Source organism: Algivirga pacifica, assembly GCF_039543525.1.
In the GTDB taxonomy this organism is placed as follows: Bacteria; Bacteroidota; Bacteroidia; order Cytophagales; family Flammeovirgaceae; genus Algivirga; species Algivirga pacifica.
This window is the reverse complement of the sequence record NZ_BAABJX010000048.1, coordinates 1-17821: the sequence shown is the minus strand read 5'-3', so window position 1 is coordinate 17821 and position 17821 is coordinate 1. Positions and strand designations below refer to the sequence as shown.

At 40.0% G+C, this 17821-nt stretch carries 20 protein-coding genes; 10 read left to right on the top strand and 10 right to left on the bottom strand.

The features are described 5' to 3' along the window. Positions 1–12: 12 nt before the first annotated feature. Entirely contained in the window at positions 13–1176 is a 1164-nt protein-coding gene (locus tag ABD985_RS15690; protein ID WP_345373343.1) for a carboxylesterase family protein, read from the bottom strand. A 528-nt stretch (positions 1177–1704) separates the two neighbouring features. Here ABD985_RS15690 and ABD985_RS15685 point away from each other — a divergent pair. From ABD985_RS15685 to ABD985_RS15660, 6 genes are all read left to right on the top strand, one after another. Then, positions 1705–2355: an RNA ligase family protein gene (locus tag ABD985_RS15685; protein ID WP_345373341.1), complete on the top strand. Its 651-nt coding sequence runs from the start codon at positions 1705–1707 to the stop codon at positions 2353–2355. After that, positions 2294–3421, top strand: coding sequence for an AAA family ATPase (locus ABD985_RS15680; protein WP_345373339.1), 1128 nt, complete (start codon positions 2294–2296; stop codon positions 3419–3421). The genes ABD985_RS15685 and ABD985_RS15680 overlap by 62 nt, the downstream gene beginning before the upstream one ends. Before the next feature lie 300 nt (positions 3422–3721). Beyond that, positions 3722–4348, top strand: coding sequence for an HD domain-containing protein (locus ABD985_RS15675; protein WP_345373337.1), 627 nt, complete (start codon positions 3722–3724; stop codon positions 4346–4348). A gap of 202 nt (positions 4349–4550) precedes the next feature. Then, complete coding sequence (locus ABD985_RS15670) at positions 4551–4805, top strand: hypothetical protein (RefSeq protein WP_345373335.1); 255 nt, start codon at positions 4551–4553, stop codon at positions 4803–4805. 327 nt (positions 4806–5132) lie between these two features. Further along, the gene (locus ABD985_RS15665) at positions 5133–6143 is read left to right on the top strand and encodes a pirin family protein (RefSeq protein WP_345373333.1); all 1011 of its coding nucleotides are present in this window, start codon (positions 5133–5135) and stop codon (positions 6141–6143) included. Between the two features lie 59 nt (positions 6144–6202). After that, positions 6203–7174 carry an aldo/keto reductase gene (locus tag ABD985_RS15660; RefSeq protein ID WP_345373331.1) on the top strand — a complete coding sequence of 324 codons (972 nt, stop codon included), beginning with the start codon at positions 6203–6205 and terminating at the stop codon, positions 7172–7174. A gap of 440 nt (positions 7175–7614) precedes the next feature. On the opposite strand, the gene ABD985_RS15655 is transcribed toward ABD985_RS15660, so the two are convergent. Then, entirely contained in the window at positions 7615–8037 is a 423-nt protein-coding gene (locus ABD985_RS15655) for a hypothetical protein (protein ID WP_345373329.1), read from the bottom strand. Between the two features lie 205 nt (positions 8038–8242). Here ABD985_RS15655 and ABD985_RS15650 point away from each other — a divergent pair, with 205 nt between their 5' ends. The 3 genes from ABD985_RS15650 to ABD985_RS15640 all read left to right on the top strand — a co-directional run bounded on the left by ABD985_RS15650 (position 8243) and on the right by ABD985_RS15640 (position 11137). Next, entirely contained in the window at positions 8243–9085 is an 843-nt protein-coding gene (locus ABD985_RS15650) for a serine hydrolase (protein ID WP_345373466.1), read from the top strand. Next, the gene (locus ABD985_RS15645) at positions 9085–9693 is read left to right on the top strand and encodes a hypothetical protein (protein ID WP_345373327.1); all 609 of its coding nucleotides are present in this window, start codon (positions 9085–9087) and stop codon (positions 9691–9693) included. The genes ABD985_RS15650 and ABD985_RS15645 overlap by 1 nt, the downstream gene beginning before the upstream one ends. Positions 9694–9895: 202 nt before the next feature. Then, positions 9896–11137 carry a hypothetical protein gene (locus ABD985_RS15640; RefSeq protein WP_345373325.1) on the top strand — a complete coding sequence of 414 codons (1242 nt, stop codon included), beginning with the start codon at positions 9896–9898 and terminating at the stop codon, positions 11135–11137. A gap of 43 nt (positions 11138–11180) precedes the next feature. Here ABD985_RS15640 and ABD985_RS15635 read toward each other — a convergent pair whose 3' ends face one another. Continuing rightward, positions 11181–11675, bottom strand: a complete 495-nt coding sequence (locus ABD985_RS15635) for a hypothetical protein (protein ID WP_345373323.1) — start codon at positions 11673–11675, stop codon at positions 11181–11183. Positions 11676–11763: 88 nt separating this feature from the next. Between ABD985_RS15635 and ABD985_RS15630 the strand changes: the two genes are divergently transcribed. Continuing rightward, the gene (locus ABD985_RS15630) at positions 11764–12753 is read left to right on the top strand and encodes an alkaline phosphatase D family protein (protein WP_345373321.1); all 990 of its coding nucleotides are present in this window, start codon (positions 11764–11766) and stop codon (positions 12751–12753) included. 196 nt (positions 12754–12949) lie between these two features. Here the strand turns inward: ABD985_RS15630 and ABD985_RS15625 are convergent, their stop codons facing one another. The 7 genes from ABD985_RS15625 to ABD985_RS15595 form a co-directional block, all read right to left on the bottom strand. After that, complete coding sequence (locus tag ABD985_RS15625) at positions 12950–13522, bottom strand: hypothetical protein (RefSeq protein WP_345373320.1); 573 nt, start codon at positions 13520–13522, stop codon at positions 12950–12952. Between the two features lie 185 nt (positions 13523–13707). Beyond that, the gene (cobC, locus tag ABD985_RS15620) at positions 13708–14250 is read right to left on the bottom strand and encodes an alpha-ribazole phosphatase (RefSeq protein ID WP_345373318.1); all 543 of its coding nucleotides are present in this window, start codon (positions 14248–14250) and stop codon (positions 13708–13710) included. Further along, positions 14235–15011, bottom strand: a complete 777-nt coding sequence (locus tag ABD985_RS15615) for an adenosylcobinamide-GDP ribazoletransferase (RefSeq protein ID WP_345373316.1) — start codon at positions 15009–15011, stop codon at positions 14235–14237. Before ABD985_RS15615 ends, cobC begins: the two co-directional genes overlap by 16 nt. Beyond that, entirely contained in the window at positions 15011–16060 is a 1050-nt protein-coding gene (gene cobT / locus ABD985_RS15610) for a nicotinate-nucleotide--dimethylbenzimidazole phosphoribosyltransferase (RefSeq protein ID WP_345373314.1), read from the bottom strand. The genes ABD985_RS15615 and cobT overlap by 1 nt, the downstream gene beginning before the upstream one ends. A 14-nt stretch (positions 16061–16074) precedes the next feature. After that, the gene (locus ABD985_RS15605; protein ID WP_345373313.1) at positions 16075–16770 is read right to left on the bottom strand and encodes a Dph6-related ATP pyrophosphatase; all 696 of its coding nucleotides are present in this window, start codon (positions 16768–16770) and stop codon (positions 16075–16077) included. Between the two features lie 62 nt (positions 16771–16832). Beyond that, positions 16833–17345 (bottom strand): bifunctional adenosylcobinamide kinase/adenosylcobinamide-phosphate guanylyltransferase, encoded by a 513-nt coding sequence (locus tag ABD985_RS15600; protein WP_345373311.1) that lies wholly within the window; start codon positions 17343–17345, stop codon positions 16833–16835. 60 nt (positions 17346–17405) lie between these two features. Continuing rightward, positions 17406–17744 carry a C1orf53 family protein gene (locus ABD985_RS15595; protein WP_345373310.1) on the bottom strand — a complete coding sequence of 113 codons (339 nt, stop codon included), beginning with the start codon at positions 17742–17744 and terminating at the stop codon, positions 17406–17408. Positions 17745–17821: the final 77 nt, after the last annotated feature.

The window sequence follows — 17821 nt, the reverse complement described above, 5'->3', positions numbered from 1 at the left end:
ATACGATATTTCTTAGATGGCTTCTTTCAATTCTCCAATAAAGAAGGTAACGAAATCTTTTGTGTTCTCATCTTCAATTCCTAGTTCAGGAATGATAGATACGTGCTTTAGTCCAACTTCCTCGGCACGGTCATGCAATGCTTTGGCTTGGTAAGCGTGGTGGAAGACAAAGTTGAACAATGCTCCAATACTTTCCGGATTATTCAAGTCATACATGCTTTCGTCCGGTTCCAGGTTCCAGATAGAATTTTGTAGGTAAATTGGAGGGTCATTAGCATCCATTAGACTCAAGATTTCTACTTGCTTTCTGTAAGCGGAAGTCTCATTGCTGTATAGATCAGATACGGAGCTGATTCCATAAAAGCTGTTGATCGTTGCGGCGATGCTTGGCACGGCAGACAAAAGGCCAACACTTAATGGAAGGTCACCTTCTGGGCCTAAAACAGCATTTGGTAAACTTTTGGAGTCTAGTTTCAAGCCGTGGTCTGCCAATGGCTTGAAGACTAACTGGTCCCATTTAGGAATGTCGTAAGTTGCTTGAGTCTCCAATGCTCCAATTGCTTTTACACTAGTAGATTGTGTTAAAACAATATCATCAGTTTGGCTAGTAGAGATCGCCAAGTCATCGCTCAATCCCAAATACAAAGCTGTACCGGCTCCAGCAGAAGCTCCAAAAATGCCAATACGATCAGGATCAATATTGAACTCCTCTGCATACAATTTCAAATACTGTAATGCTCTTTTGCTGTCATTTAGTGATTTGATCACTCCTTCGGTTTCATTTTGAGCATCCAATAGGCGGTAACTGATAGAAGCGAATGAAATTCCTTGAGAAAGAAATGCCGTTACAATATCTGTAGGGTCTTGTCCTCCAAAGTTTTGAGGAGATAGAGAACGGTCTCCGGTTACAAATCCACCACCGTGTATCCAAATTACCAATGGGGTAGGAGCAGTAGCATCTGCCAGATAAATATCAAATTTGTTCTTCTCATTGGTTCCATAAGGAACTGCAGCAGCATACTGATAATTAACCGCTGCATCCAATTGTAAAGGAGAAGTGCTGATATAAGTACTTATATCAATAGGTTCCTTTACTAAGTCTACTTCTTGTTCAAAAAGGTCACAGCTCGATAGAAAGAGCGCATTGATAAAAAAGAGTAATAAAAATTTTCTCATGTGATTAGTATAATTAAGAGGTTGTAGTTAAAAATGTGATCGAATCAAGATTCAATTAAACAAAATTTAATCCATAAATCAGGATTTTATCAATAAAAACTATGGGAAATAGAGGGGACATGTGGATTTTATTTAAAAGTTATAGAGTATTTTTAGTCTAAACTTGCAACTAAATAATAAACTTAAATTTTAATTAAAACTATTTATCCTTAAATTAGGAGCATCAAATACCACAGTCATGTAAAAACTAATTCACATATCGAACAAGTATTTCTTTAAACGCTATAGAAGGGAAGAGGACTTATTATTAAGCTCAAAATCACTTTATCTATATAGCTTGTTCGTTGTGCCTACCTTTTAGTTTATATCTTATTACGCTTTATAGCTAGTGATGTTTAATCGCTTATTGGTTATCGTTCATAAACAATAAGCGATAACCGGTAAACGGTATATTATCCCGTAAACAGCGACAGGGTTAATCGTAAACACTATATAATTCACAGCTAATAAGCATACTATGACTGTATCATGAAAAAATATAACCGTACCTATCATTTCCCTTTTTCTCCGGGTACAACCTCTGACGATAAAATTTTAAAAGACTGGACCGGTATTCTTCAATATCCATTGGTAATGACTGAAAAGTTAGATGGTGAGAATACTTGCCTAAAAAAATCTGGCGTATATGCTCGTTCCCATGCAGCTCCTACACGCAATCCATGGGCAAAAAATATGTGGGCTATTTGGGATCAAGTCAATCATCAATTAGATGATCTGGAAATTTTCGGGGAAAACCTCTATGGTATACATAGCATAGAATACACTCACCTTCCATCTCACTTTTTTGTCTTTGCGATCAGGGAGGGAGACCTTTGGTTTTCTTGGGAAGAAGTGATGTTTTATGCTCAATTGATGGATCTCCCTACCGTTCCCGTTATTTATCAAGGAAAATTCCTAGAGAATCAAATTGAAAATATGATTGCTGAAGAAATGCAAAAGGGCAGTCAATTGGGAGGAGAATGTGAAGGCTTTGTTTTCAGAAATGCCAATGCATTCCACACCGATGATTTCAAGAGAAATGTTTTAAAATACGTTAGACCTAATCATGTCACCACAGATGAACACTGGACCAAAAACTGGAAAAGGGCGCGTTTACAACACGAGCCCTCTTCCCTTTGAAGAAATCAAACCAAAAGAACTAGCTCATCTGGAAAATCTGGACTGGGTACAAAAAATGAAAGCTTGTCCACAAGATCCGGAATGGCATGCGGAGGGAGACGTATGGACACATACCAAAATGGTGTTGGGCGCATTAGTTTCTTTTGATGAATACCAAAAATTAAATGAAACACAAAAGAAAGTTTTATCGATAGCCACTCTATTGCATGACATTTCCAAACCTGAATATACAAAAGTAGAAGAAGGAAGAATTATTTCTCCAAAACATGCTAAAATAGGAGAACATCGCGTGAGAGAGCTACTATGGGACTTTCCAATAGCATATCGGGAAGAAATTGCCGCTTTAGTACGTTTACATGGATTTCCAATTTGGGCCATTGACAAGAAACAGGTGCATAAATTGATATTGAAGCATGCACTTCGAATCGATCTTCACCTGCTATACTTATTGGCTAAGGCAGATGTTATAGGTAGAATAGGGAGTCGACAGCAAGAAATGCTGGATCGAATTGAGTATTTTAAGGAACTGGCCGAAGAAATGAATTGCTATCGTCAGCAGCCGCAGTTCTATAATGATCACAGTCGATTCAAGTATTTTCAAGGAGAGGATGATTATCCATCTTCTATTTATGATGATACGGCATTTAATATTACCCTATTATGCGGCATTGCCGGATCCGGAAAAGACACTTATACGAATACGTTGGATGTACCTATCGTTAGCTTGGATACTATTCGTGAGAAATTAGGAATTCCCCATCAGGATAAGAAAGGGCAAGGAAAAGTGATTCAGCAAGCGTTGGAGGAGGCTAAACAGTACTGTCGAAAGAAACAATCCTTTATATGGAACGCAACCTCCCTGACACAAGAGCAACGTGCCAAGATCAAGCAACTTGCGTTAACCTATGGGGGGCAATTGCATATGGTATATGTCGAATCAGACATGGATAGTATTGTGAGCAGAAGGAAAGATGAGATTCCTGCAGATAAGCTTTATCAGATGAGAAGGCGTTTGGAAATGCCGACATTGGACGAAGCGTATAGTATTATTTATTTGAGGAATTGATTTCATACTACTGAAGGTATATGCCATAGGCCAATGCTGTCAACTTAAGCCGAAAGTAAAAAGGCAGAAACTGGTCGTAGCGTCCTCGCTCCGGTTTTATAAGCGTGAGCGTAGACGCTCCTATTATGTTTAAAGTCCTAGCGAGGACGCTAGGACTAGTACTTAGCTTAAGTTGAGATGTAGCCCCCTGCCTCACGGTAAGGTTTATGGTAAGCATAATGGTAATTCATAACGCAGACTGCTCTTAATCTACAACCAGTATACCCTGAGGTAAACTACTAAACTAAACACCTATAAAATATGAACACCTTACAAACCACTTGGCATGAGCTTCTAAGCAAATACTCCGCCTCCGAAAGCCAGATCAAATCATTGTGGAATGAAATTGAAGCGGCCTATACCCACAAGAGCAGACATTATCACAATCTTCACCATCTTCAGAAGATGAGTGATTTTGCTCAGAAGTATCAGGTAGAACTTATTGATCCGGACACTTTGCTGTTTACGATCTTTTACCATGATATCGTCTATAAGAGTACCCGCAAAGACAACGAAGCGAAAAGTGCTGTTTTGGGAGCAAAACGATTGACAGAAATAGGGTATCCAACAGAGAAAATTGAGCAATGTAAAAAGCAAATCTTAGCTACTCAAACCCATACAACTTCAGAAGAAGACACCGATACCCAATTCTTATTGGATTTTGATCTTGCCATTTTAGGAATGCCTTTTCCTGAGTACGAAGTCTATACGAAGAATGTACGGAAAGAATATTCCATGTATCCGGATTTCTTATATCAACCAGGAAGGAAGAAAGTATTGCAGCATTTTTTAGAAATGGAGATAATATTTAAAACGGCAGTCATGCGAGAGCAGCTAGAAGAACAAGCAAGAAAAAATTTGAGTAAGGAATTGGCAACGTATAGCTAAAGGCTTGACGCTATCATCTTTTCCGTTAGCTGGCTACGAAAACCTGACTTGAGTTTGATATTAGGTAATGTAATAAACCGATATAAAAGTTGTATTATTCTGTTTTATAGCAGATATTCGCGCCCTTCAAAAACTGCTATGCCCTAAATTTTTCTTGTTTTGCTGCCCTAATTTATGTGTTAAAATTATTGAGGTGGTTGCTATGACTGTTAAAAACAAAATTTCGCTTAAAGAACAAGTATTCGAAGAGTTTCAGAATTTGACAGAAATGCTGAGAGAAAGGATAGAAGAAAGGGAACAAGAAGAACGAAGAGCTCTTTTTTTGAAAAAAGTTAAGGATGTTCGTTCAAAGTTGATGATGGAGCAACAGATAGAACAGCACTATTCTTCCACGCACTTAAAAGATATGTTAGCGGAGATCACCGATTACTTTAATCAGATATCAAAGATAAATTAAAAGAGAAATCTCGATGAAGCTTGTTTGATACTTTAGTTCAAACAGGCTTTTTTCATATTTTCTCTAGAGTATCTTACGCTTTAGCATAAGATTTCATTGCTTATATTTCATAAAATAAAGATATAATGATTACCCAGAAACTTCTATACCTTTATCCTTCTTCCTTCCTCCTTTATCCATTTGGAAGTAGTCCCTTTATTTCTATCAGAAAACTTAGTGTGTAGACCACTAGTCATCTCATTATCAAGAGTCTGTGATATTCCTAAAACTTTCTCTCTAATTAGCAGTTGAACTATCAGATCAAACCACCTTAATCACTTATCAAAAATGAGCAACAAAATATTAAACATATCGCCATTACAAATGCCATGGGATACACAAAATCCCTTTATTTTCTGTGCATATCACGGGGATAAGTATCCGGGAGGAAATGAGAACTTGGGACCCAATGTTTCTTTAGCAGGAAGAGCCATTGGGCAAGACTTTTCAGGAAAAGATGGATGGAGTATGTACCATGGCCACACGGTACCAGGCTTCCCAGCACATCCTCATAGAGGGTTTGAAACCGTTACGATTGTAACTAAAGGACTGGTTGATCATACCGATTCTGTTGGAGGAGGTGGCCGCTTCGGGAATGGAGATGTACAATGGCTTACGGCAGGAAAAGGGGTATTACACGCCGAGATGTTTCCTTTATTGAATAAAGAAGAAAATCAATTTGAGCTTTTCCAGATATGGCTGAACTTACCACGAAAAAGTAAGATGGTAGCTCCTCACTATAAGATGTTATGGAAAGAAGAGATTCCAGAGGTAATTTTGGAAACTACAGAAGGCGCCAAAACTACTATCAATATTGTTGCTGGAGAGTATCAAGGAAAAAAAGCGCTCGCACCTAACCCTGATTCATGGGCTGCTGATTCCAACAATGAAGTGCAAATTTGGACCGTAAAGATGGAGCCTTATGCCGAAATGGAGATTCCTGCCGCTCAGGAAGGAATCAATCGAGGAGTATATTACTACCAAGGAGATACATTGGCTATTGAGCAGCAAGATATTAACGTACAGCAAATCATCGCCCTGAATCCAGAAGAAAACGTAACGTTGAAGAATGGGGAAAAGCCTTCAGAATTCTTATTTTTGCAAGGACGTCCGATTAATGAGCCTGTCGTACAATATGGCCCGTTTGTAATGAACTCACAAGAAGAGATTCATCAGGCCATGATGGATTATCAGCGTACACAGTTTGGTGGATGGCCCTGGAGTAGTGCCGATCATGTTCACCCAAAAGAAGCAGGTCGATTCGCCGAATATGGTGATGGCCGTCGAGAAGAAAAATAAGTAGTACCGCACCCCTGGTGCGGCATATATATATATATATACATATAAACCAAATAATCATGACTAAACATCCTTTAAAGCAGTATATCGTAAAGAGTAGTCCTATCGCTTATGGCTGTATGGGCTTAGGAGGCGGATGGAACGACCAACCCGTGACCGATGCTGATGTTCGATTGGCGCACGAAGTGGTTGACGCTGCTTTGGAAGCAGGGATTACCTTCTTCGACCATGCTGACATCTATACCTTCGGAAAGGCCGAAGAAGCATTTGGAAAAGTATTGAAAGAGCGTCCAGACCTAAGAGGGCAGATTGCTCTGCAGTCCAAGTGTGGAATCCGATTTGAGGATGAAAAAGGACCGAAGCGTTATGACTTCTCCAAAGAATGGATCACAACTTCTGTCGAGAATATCCTAAAGCGTTTGCAAACAGACTATTTGGAAGTATTGCTATTGCACCGTCCGGATCCATTGATGGAGGTCGATGAAGTGGCGGAAGCATTTGACGCCTTAAAAGCTGCCGGTAAGGTTCGTCAGTTTGGGGTGTCCAATATGAATGGCGCACAAATGGCTTACCTACAGTCTGCTTTGGATATGCCTTTAGTTGCTAACCAGATTGAGGTAAGCTTAAAGCATTTGGCTTGGCTGGAAGAGGGCGTGACCACTGGCGCTGGAGGACATGGGGCTGTAAACTTTGCTGCCGGAACACTTCCTTATTGTGCCTTAAATGGTATCCAAATACAGTCATGGGGCAGCTTGGCGCAAGGCATCTTCTCAGGAAGAGACGTGAGTGGTGAACCAGAGCATATTCAGAAAACAGCTGCCTTGGTCGCTCAGTATGCAGAGGAGCTGGGTGTAAGCCAAGAAGCGATTGTATTGGCTTGGTTGATGCAACACCCTGCCAAAATCCAACCGGTTATTGGAACAACGAACCCACAACGTATCAAGGCGAGTGCAGAAGCAGTCAATGTTTCTCTGAGCAGAGCACAGTGGTATAGTCTGTTTGTCGCAGCTAGGGGAGAGGAATTACCGTAGTTGAGGCCGCTTACGCGGCTGGTTGAGTGGGCTGCGCCCGTTGAGTAGAACTTCGTTCTGTTGAGTAATGATATTACTGGTCTCTCAGACAACACTGGTCGTAGCGTCCACGCTCGGGTGGTTTGAGTGGGAGATTGGTGATGGATTGATGGATTGAAAAAATCGTTATGCTTCGTATAGTGACGGATTGAAACCCGCCCCTATGTGATGTCACCCCTATCGGGGTTTAGGTAGTACGTAACCCCGATAGGGGTGACATCTATTAGCCGTGGGTTTCTAACCCACGGACTACGTAAGAATAGTCGCCAGTTTACCCACTATCGATATAATAATACCACAACGCCCAATCCATAAAACAGGGTTATTTGTAAAAAAATAAGGCTAACTGCTTACAGTTAGCCTTCCTGTTATCTATTTGGGTATACTGTACCTAAATATTATTAGTTATAATAATCTTTACTGAAAATAATAATACTATCTACGAAGGACTTGTTAGGATCTGAAATATAGGCTCCAATACCAAATTTTATGGAGGTAAAACCGTATTCATCATTTTTTAGATGGTTGTCTAACTCTCGGAATTCATTAAGTAATAGAGAATATTCGAGTTTAAATAATTCCAGCTCATTGAATGTTAAATTAAGAGTATTATTAAACTCTATAGCTTCAGCTAAATCATTTTCATCAAAGTAGATGAATACTCCTATTTCAAGGATATTTAAAGTAGTCTTTTTTGAGATAGGAGTTTTGTAAAACTCTTCAATAGTATAGTTCTTAAAAGATTTAAAGTAATAATGTCTACTTTCTTTGAGCGCCAAAGTGTTAACTCCTTTGTACGGAATAATTGTATTGTCATTGTCCATCTGAAAATTCTTTTGTGTGATCTTTATTTTAGCCCTCAATAAATTTCCCTTATAGACCAAGTAAATCTACCTTCTATCTGGAAATACTTCCCTTATTTTGGGTACAAGCCCCCCCTTCCAATATCTTCCTTATATACAACATAGAAGGCTAATAGTGAGTCACTAACCTTCTGTTTACACGAAACACTAACAAAAGGAGGTCGCTATCTATTTATACAATCAAATATCGAAAATAATCCACGATACCAAAATAGAAAGAGTTGCCGTAGCATTCTTTGATTATGAGACGGGGACATCGTGGACTTATAAGGGAGAAGAGCTCTTTCATGCGGCAAGTACGATGAAAGTAGGCGTTTTGGCTGGAATATTTGGACTGATAGAAGATGGCCACCTGGAAATGGACTCGAAAGTGCATGTACGCAATCGTTTTTTTTCTCTGGTGGACAATACCCTTTTCAAAACAGCTACCAGGCGTGATGCCTGTGCAACCCTATATGCCTCATTAGGGAAAAACATGGATGTTTCTGAACTGGCTTACCATATGATCATCACAAGCAGTAACCTTGCTACTAATCTCCTTATCGACCTTGTAGGCGTAGAGCATATACAGGAAAAGCTGAAGCAACTGAACATTCAGGGGATAGAGTTATTACGAGGCGTAGAAGATGAACTGGCGTGGGAGCATGGGATCAATAATCGTATTACGGCCAATGCATTGGTGAGGTTATTTCGTGTGATCGAAGAATCGGAAGGATTTTCTAAAAGACTTTCCGATACGATGATTCGCATTTTGGAAGAGCAGCGTTTCAATAGTGGCATCCCTAAGGGTATCCCTCCTGAAATAAGGAAACTCTCCAAGTTTGCGCACAAGACGGGGGAAATATCAACGGTAGCCCATGATGCTGGTTTGGTTTACTTGCCAGGAAGAAAACCCTATGCATTGGCTATCCTTACACAACGTATACCAGGAGAATCGAATAGCAATCAGGCGATTCAAAGGCTATCAAAATTGGTCTACGATAATTTCATAAAAACAAAAATGGCATAATGATATATTGTACCAACAACATTCCTGTTAAAACGGTAGACGGATTATCTTTATCAGAAGCGTATAGAGAAGTATTAAAGCCCGATGAATCGGTAACCTTATCCTCAGGTTTTACCTATCGCTTACCCCGCTTTTTTTTTGAGGTAAACTCCTATGAAGAGGCTAGAGCAACCATGCTCAGTAAGAACTTTCATTTAGCAGAGTTTTTGGTGACTGATTTTCGGGAAGCTGAACTGCTACAAACATACCCAAAATATATTCCCATTGCGGTGACACTAACGGCTTCCGTGTTGGAGCTGTTCCGTAAAAAAGTAGGCAGGATTGTACGTATTGCTTCCAACGGAGGATATCGTTCTCCAGCTCATGCTTTTAATAAAGACCATTTATCCGTTCACAGCTGGGGTACTGCTGCGAATATCTACAAAATAGGAAGTGAATATCTCAACGATCAGGAATCGATTGAAAAGTATAGGGCAATCATCAGGGAACATATTCCGGGTGCATGGGTAAGAGAGTACGGTACTGAACCCGGTACAAGTTACGATCAATTGCATATGGACTTAGGTCTTACGGTAATGTCTCCTGAAAGGATTAAGCTAGTGGACTGATAGAGGAAAAGGAGGAAGGATAAAGGAGGAAGGAATAGACGTTTGTGAAAAATAGTTATTGACTCTTTCTCCTTATATAGTGTTTAAGGTTAAGACTGTCGCTTACTATTTATAAGCGATAAGCGGTAACCAATAAACGATCACCGATAAGTATATAATTACCCAGAAATAAATAATCCAAATAAACGAAAAGCAAACAAAAATGATTGCAGAAAAAAATGCCCAAAAAATCGATAAGCTCGACAGTTTACTGAGCGTTAGTGCTGATCCAATGATGCCCGCCATTGGTTTGGAAGCGGAGTTTACCTTATACCTGAACGATAAAGCAACGACCCCGGAGAAGGTTTTTGGAGACCCTACCAAACTACTCGAGCATTTAGCCATGCATAGGGTAGGTTCTTCTTATCACATTCCTACGGGAGGAGCAGTATACTTTGACTCTGGTGCAATTGAGGTGGTGACGCCTATTATTGAGATTGAAAAAGGTTGTGCCGTTAAGGCAGGCAGGTCATTATGGGAAAGTATTGGCTTTCTGCGTAAAGAGCTTGACCATTGGGAAATGAAAACGGGGAACAAAGCCCGACTGGAAGGTTTCAGTACGCACTATAATATTTCATTCGAAAGGCCGGAGGATTTGAATGGACAAACTAGAAGTGTAGAAAAGCTGGCATTATTGCTTTCCTACATTCTACCTATACCGGTTATGTTGTTAGGTGCAAATCGAAAATCGACAGGTATAGGGGTTCGTCCAAGAGGAAACCGTATCGAGATTACCGCAGATTTTACCCCTAGTCCAGCGCTTATGATTGCGACCATGAGCTTGATCAATAGTATTGTACGAAAGGTGATGACATGGCCTTCCTATGAGTTAGATATGCTCGATAAAAAGAAGATTCCTTATATCCCTAATTTTAAGCCTATCAAGCATACTTCCCGTCAAGGATGGTTAGCAAAGAACTCATGCTTCAAAGTCAATCCGTTTGAGTGTGATATTAATGAGAAGCTTTGGGAGGTAACGCAGTTTGATCATAAAGTATCTTTGCGTGACATTGCTCTGGCCATCAAAGAAAAATTCTATGTGGCCATTGCCCGTTTGGCTGATCCGTTTACATTCCGTCTAATGCTCTCTGTATTCAGGGGAGATTCACCTTCCATGCTGGATCTGGATGAAAGACCAGAAGCATATGAAGATGTAGGTAAGCTTTGTACCTGGAAAAATATATTTAAAGGCAGTGAGGTAGCGAAATCAAAATACGAACGAGTATTGATCAATGCCATACTTAAACGAAAATTGACGATTGATGGCAATGAGTATCTACCCATTGGCATGAAAGGCTGGACAGAGGTTATTCTTGAAAGAAAAAATAGCCATCTGAGAAAAGTGTTGAGTATGGATGCGTTGATTCCGCTATTGGATAAGTGGGAGGAGGCTGCCATTAAGTAATCCCGAAGGATAGGAAGGAGACTTACGGTCCCCTTCCTATCCCTTATTGATTATACTTTACTGCTAACGTAAGCATCACCGACTCCAAACTATCCCTCAGCTCCCACAAATACTCCGGAAGTGCACTTTGATTTGTATCCAGATGCCAGTTTTTTAAAGTATCTCCCTTGGCTTTGTACTGAAGAATATACCCTCCCTGATCAGCACAATCCGGACAGCCAAACGTCTGGGAAGGTTGTGCCAAAAGCTCTGAAGGAATCACCGGAAGAATGTGCTCGGTATACAATTGATAATCTTCCTGATCAAGGGCTTTAGATTCAAAGGAATCACTCTCCGGAAATCCATAGGCCCCTTTTAAATTATCTTTATATAGTCTTTTGTTTTCTGCCTTAAAATAAAGAGAACAATTCCCCATACAATAGCCATAGGCATGACCAAATACGATATAGTCGCTATTGGGATCAATTTGCTTGTCATCACATGCACTCATGGTAGAAAACGTAACAATTAAGAAAAATAGAAGGTGTGTTAATTTCATATGTTTAGAATAAATTGGTTTATTTTAATGACAACTTAAAGACATAAAACGTTGTAATCAACCCGATTACTTTTAAATCGAAAACATTATGCGCCTAATACCCTCCTTTACAGTTTTTCTGCTTCTGCTATTTTTTACCGCTTATGCATCCGCTCAGGATACCTTAAAGATCACCTTTGGCTCTTGTAATAATCAGGATAAACCTCAGCACCTATGGGATGATATCTTGAGTGATGTGCCAGATATATGGGTATGGTTAGGGGATAATATTTATGGTGAAGGACAAGATGCTGAAGGATTAAGACGATTGTACTTGCGGCAAAAACAACATCCGGATTATGAAAAGCTATTGGCTACTGCTTTTATTACAGGGATATGGGATGACCATGACTACGGGGTCAATGATGGAGGGAAGCACTTTCTTTATAAACGAGAGAGCCAAAAAGAATTTCTGGACTTTTTAGCGGTTTCGGCTAATGATCATCGGAGAACTCAAAAAGGCATCTATACGGTGCATTGGTTAGATCAGAAGTCAGGAATAAAAGTAAGACTAATTTTACTGGATACCCGTTATTTCAGGGATGATGCTATTCGCACCAAAGATGGGTATACCCCCAATGAAAAAGGAAGCATTTTGGGAAAGGAACAATGGAGTTGGCTGGAAAAAGAATTAAAAGAAAATAAGGCGGAAATCACCCTATTTGCTAGTGGGATACAAGTCATTCCCGCAGAACATCGTTTTGAAAAATGGAGCAACTTTCCTAACGAGAGAAAAAAACTATTCAACCTTATCCGTAAGTACAAAGTCGCTCACCCTATTATTTTGTCGGGTGATAGGCATATTGCCGAAATATCACGCATCGAATGGAAGAGACATACAATACTGGAAGTGACCTCTAGTAGTTTAACGCATAGTTATGGTACCAATACCTTTGAGCCCAATGCCTATAGAGTAGGAAAGTTGATTAATGTCGATAACTATGGTTTACTTCAAGTTTGGAAAGAAAATGATCAGGTAGTCTATAAGGTGCAGTTAAAAGGAGAGGGGGGAGTGATCTTACAGGAGTTTAAAGAGTAAAGCGGTTATCGGTTATCGGTTATCGGTTATCGGTTATCGGTTATCGGTTATCGGTTATCGGTTATCGGTTATCGGTTATCGGTTATCGGTTATCGGTTAAGAAAACTATTTTAACCATAAACGATAAGCAATAACCGATAAACTTTTTTCAATATTTTTTTAAACGATAAGCGATAAACAATAACCGATAAACCGCCTAAATACGTACCAATATTCTCAATTGTGCGGGAGAAAATACAAAGTAATCGTTAGGAGCGAAGGGGTCTAAACTGAAGTTGAATAGCTTTAACTCAAAGTTGGTTTTTCGACTAGGGTTATAGGCTCTAAAGCCCAAAAACCCATTAACGGCAACGGCAGTCCCATAGAAGAACTCTGACACAAATTCATCTCTTGGTAACCAACCACTTCTCAGTCCTGAGAAATAATTACCTTGCAAGCCTGTTCCCATAAAAAAGGAAAAGTTAGGTGTAATATCCACGACATCTCCGTGCAAGTTAAGGTTTACACTGGTAATATTATAATGTGCTTTAGGTACATCCTCGGCCCAATTGGAGTACATTCCCACCGTAATTTCCGGCTCAAAGCGCAAGCGATTGCTGATGCTCAACTGAGTACCTACGCCTAGCTGTAAACCTCCACCACCATTGGCCATATTGGAGTAAGCATACCCTGCCGAAAATAAAATGGAAGGCGATGGTGTCGATCGATGTTGTGCCAAGAGTAATTGACTCGAGAACATTAGTGTAATTAGTATAAAAAGCTTTTTCATAGTATTGAAGTCTATTTATTATCCTATCGTGCTGTAAAAGCACACAAAGATAAGGGGAGAAGGCCGCTTCTCATAACATTATTTAAAAACGTGGAGGATACCATATAAATTCGCCTCTTGTACGGCCGCGCCACTGGCGCGGCCGTACAAGACTGTTACAGTAGAGAACTACACAAAATACTTTTTCAAAAATCAATAAGCTGACAAACTGATCCATAGGGAATCTGATACTCAAAAGAGTTTTCCAAGGAGGTATTGTCGTAATAAGATTTGAACGCTCTGATCACACCTGAATGCGTCACGATCACTACTTTTTGTAGATCTGTGCTTTTGAGATCCTCAATAAACTGAAGCAATCGTTGATAGAGCATTAAATAAGATTCTCCTCCAAGGGTAGGAGTGTGTACAAAGTCATCCATCCAAGGCTGCAACACCTTTAAGGGGATCTCATCCCAGGCTTTCATTTCCCATTCTCCAAAATTCAACTCCTTCAGACGATCATCTACCTCTAAAGGGATATTTATAGGAAACAATTCCTTAGCCAGTAAGGTACATCGCTGTAATGGACTACTAAATACCTTATCCACCGTAGTGGATAAATAAGGAAATTGCTTTCTAATTTTATTGACCTCTGCCAGAAAGGAGGAATGTACATTGAGGTCTGTCTGTCCATAGCAAATCCCTTTAGGAACATCAGGTGTGGTATGTCTGATTAAATAAACTTCCATAGGACTATTGAGGATAAATAAAACACAATTTCACTTAACTGTTGTACTGTACCGGCACAATCACCATTGTATCCTCCAATCCATTTCTTGAAAAAGCGAAAGGCCCACCATTCCGTAAGCAGCATTGGAAGTAATGCCCACATGAAGAGATAAGAGGGTAATAAGGTGAAATAGAGTAGTCCTAGCGTACTATTCACCAGAAGAGAAGGGAGCGACAGGCGATTGGCGGCACTTCCTGCTTTTGATAGGTTGTTATTCTGAACATAAGCCCCTCTTCTGAGCATACGGGCAGCAGTCATACGGCTTAGGATGTGTCCACCCAATACAAATAATGTAGCTTGCTCCACGGCTAATGCATTTAATGCAAAAAACTTTACACCCAGCAAAAGGATTAAGCCTACTACACCGAAAGTACCTAGCCGAGAGTCTTTCATAATCTCCAGGATACGTTCTTTACTCCATCCCCCTCCAAAACCGTCACATACATCCGCAAAACCATCCTCATGAAATGCTCCCGTCAAGCGTATACTACACCCCATGGATAATAGAATGGCTAACTCTACCGAAAGTAAGCGTTCTCCTATCCAGAATACGATAGCTGATAAAGCACCTACAATCCAGCCTATAGCCGTAAAGTAGCGGGCGCTTTCTTGCATATACTGAGCATCATGTCCTACCCAGGAAGGACAGGGTATCCTGGTGTAGAACATGATGGCTGTAAAAAATATCTTGATTTCTCTATGCATAATAGTCGTATTCATTATTCTTGATTACTGACTTTTGCCTCCTGAAAAGAAGCCATTTCATTAATGAATGCACAAGCGGATTGCAGTAAAGGGTAAGCAACCGCAATACCGGATCCTTCTCCCAAACACATTTGTAAATTCAAAAGGGGAGTTGCATTGAGATATTTCAATAGCATTTTATGCCCTTGTTCTTCTGAACAATGAGAAAATATACAATAGGAAAGAGTACTAGGATTGATGGAGTAAGCCACCAATAGCGCAGCAGTTGAAATAAATCCATCGATCAGCAGCAACATACCTTTTTCTGCGGCGGCCAGCATAGCGCCACACATTTGGGCAATCTCAAACCCACCAAAAGTGGACAGTACCTCCAGGGTATCTTCTCTGTTTATATTCCCATGAAAGCTTTGCGCCTCTTTGAGTGCGTATATTTTCTTTTGCAATACGGCTCCTACAGCTCCTGTACCTTTTCCTGTACATTCCTCTATAGGTATATCACATAAAGTACTCATCAAAAGAGAGGCAGAAGAGGTGTTTCCTATTCCCATCTCTCCAAATCCAATGACGTTACAACCTGTTGAGATTATATCTTCAATAAGAGTAGCTCCTTCTGTTAAAGCTTGAAGACATTGGGGGGTACTCATTGCTTTTTCAAAGCGATAGTCTTTGGTCCCATAATCAATTTTTGTATTGATCAATCCAGGAACTTCCTCGAAGTCATGATTAACGCCTGCGTCAACTACCCTGATCGAAATATCATGTTGTCTTCCAAATACATTAATAGCAGCTCCTCCCGAAAGAAAGTTATAGACCATCTGATAGGTAACTTCCTGAGGAAAAGGATTTACTGCTCCTTGGGCAGCAATACCGTGATCAGCAGCGAAAACAAGAATATGAGGAGCTTTCAATACAGGGGTTAAGCTTTGCTGTATACGACAGATTGTAGCACCTACTTCTTCTAGCTTTCCTAAAGAGCTGACCGGCTTTGTTTTCAGATTGATTTTCTCCTGAATCACTTGATCCAGTGCACTGGAAATAGGGGGGATGTAAAAAGTGTTCATCATCAAATGAAATAGAATTAAACCGGAATTAAATCACAAAAATAGAAGCCTGACTTTTGATCTGGACTGTTCGGAGTGTCGTATTCTCTTAGAATGGTTTCTCCGACTTTAAAAGAAACAGGCTGCTTGAAAATAGGACCGTCAAAGACGAATGTATGAAACTCACCATTTTCTCCACATGGATCCACCTGATCAGGAAGCTCTGATAATAGTTGCTCATCGATGACCCTGCCTGCGAAGTTTCGTCCTAGTAACTGTGCATCGCAGCAAACAATTACGGTTTTGTATCCTAAGTCAATAAACTCTCGGATTAATTCTTTGGTATCTCTTTTCCATAGGGGGAAAACGCCTTTTAATCCGACTTCCTGAAGACGTTCCTCTCGGTATTGCTTCAGGTCTTCCAGAAAGATATCACCAAAAATACTGTGCGTAATCCCTTCTGCTTTGATTTCCTGCATCATGCTTTCCATGATTCGATTATAATCCTCCATAGAGGGGCTTTCGGGGAGTAACAACTCCCGGATTGGAAGCCCTATGGCGCTAGCTTGTTCATGGAGTAATTCTTTACGAACACCATGCATAGAAATACGATCATATGCCGTATTAATACTGGTCATCAACGTTTTGACATCATATTGTTGTTCCTTCAAAATATGATGTAAGGCTAGCGTACTGTCTTTACCTCCACTCCAATTAAATAATGCTTGTTTCATAATGTTATTAAGTGAGATGATTATTAGATTTTTTACTCATAGACAATTAACCGTGATAAACCCTATTGTATAGCTTTTAAAGTCAATGGCATTCCCGAAACCATTAAGGTAGCTTGCTGAGCATTTTCTCCTATATACTGGTTAATCCACCCCTGTAATTCCGTAAACTTACGACCCACATGAGTGGAGGCGTGTATGCCCATTCCTATTTCATTGGAAATAATGATAAGGGTTGTGTCTTGTTCAAAAAGGATCTGTAATTCTTGCTTGGAGGCTTTTAAACAGTGTTCTATATTTTGATTTAAATCCATAAACCAATTGGTAAGCCAAAGCGTAACACAATCAATGACGACTGTTTTTCCGTTCAGGTCCAGTTGGCTGATAAATTTATCTTCTTCTATAGAGGTCCAACGTTCATCTCGATCTGCCTGATGTCGATCTACTCGCTGTTGAAAATCCTCGTCCCATATTCTGGCAGTCGCCAGATAATAGGGAGAAGGGGATAGTGATTCTGCTAATTTTTGGGCATAGCGACTCTTTCCGGAACGTTCTCCTCCGGTGATATAGTAAATCATGTATGTAAAATTCGGTCTGTTTGAAAATAGTGTATAGAGGGATACGAAACTGGAGTTGTCTCATGTAGTGAGTACAGCCTTGTAAGGACAATGCAAGCAGTCGTTGGTGCAGCACTTGCCTCTTCTTAAATGATACCAGGCCGTCATCGTAAATAACCCTTGCTCATTAAAGTAATAATCGATGCCTTCGATTGGATTTCGAACTTCTCCCATACTTTTGGCAAATTGAAATTTACTGCGGTCTAAATCAGTCGTAAAAGACTGTATTTTTTTCTCTAAGCAAGTCTGGCAGTAAATGCTATCAGAAGGTAACTCTCTCTGGAAAGTATTTAAAGCATAAGAAAGGACTGCTATTTCCTTGGAAAAGACTGCTTGTGTACAGATATGGCATTTGTTCATAGTTATAGATATATAACTGAGCTTTCGCTCAGTTAATCTTTGGATAAAACATAATTATCCTGAGGAGAGTACTCAAG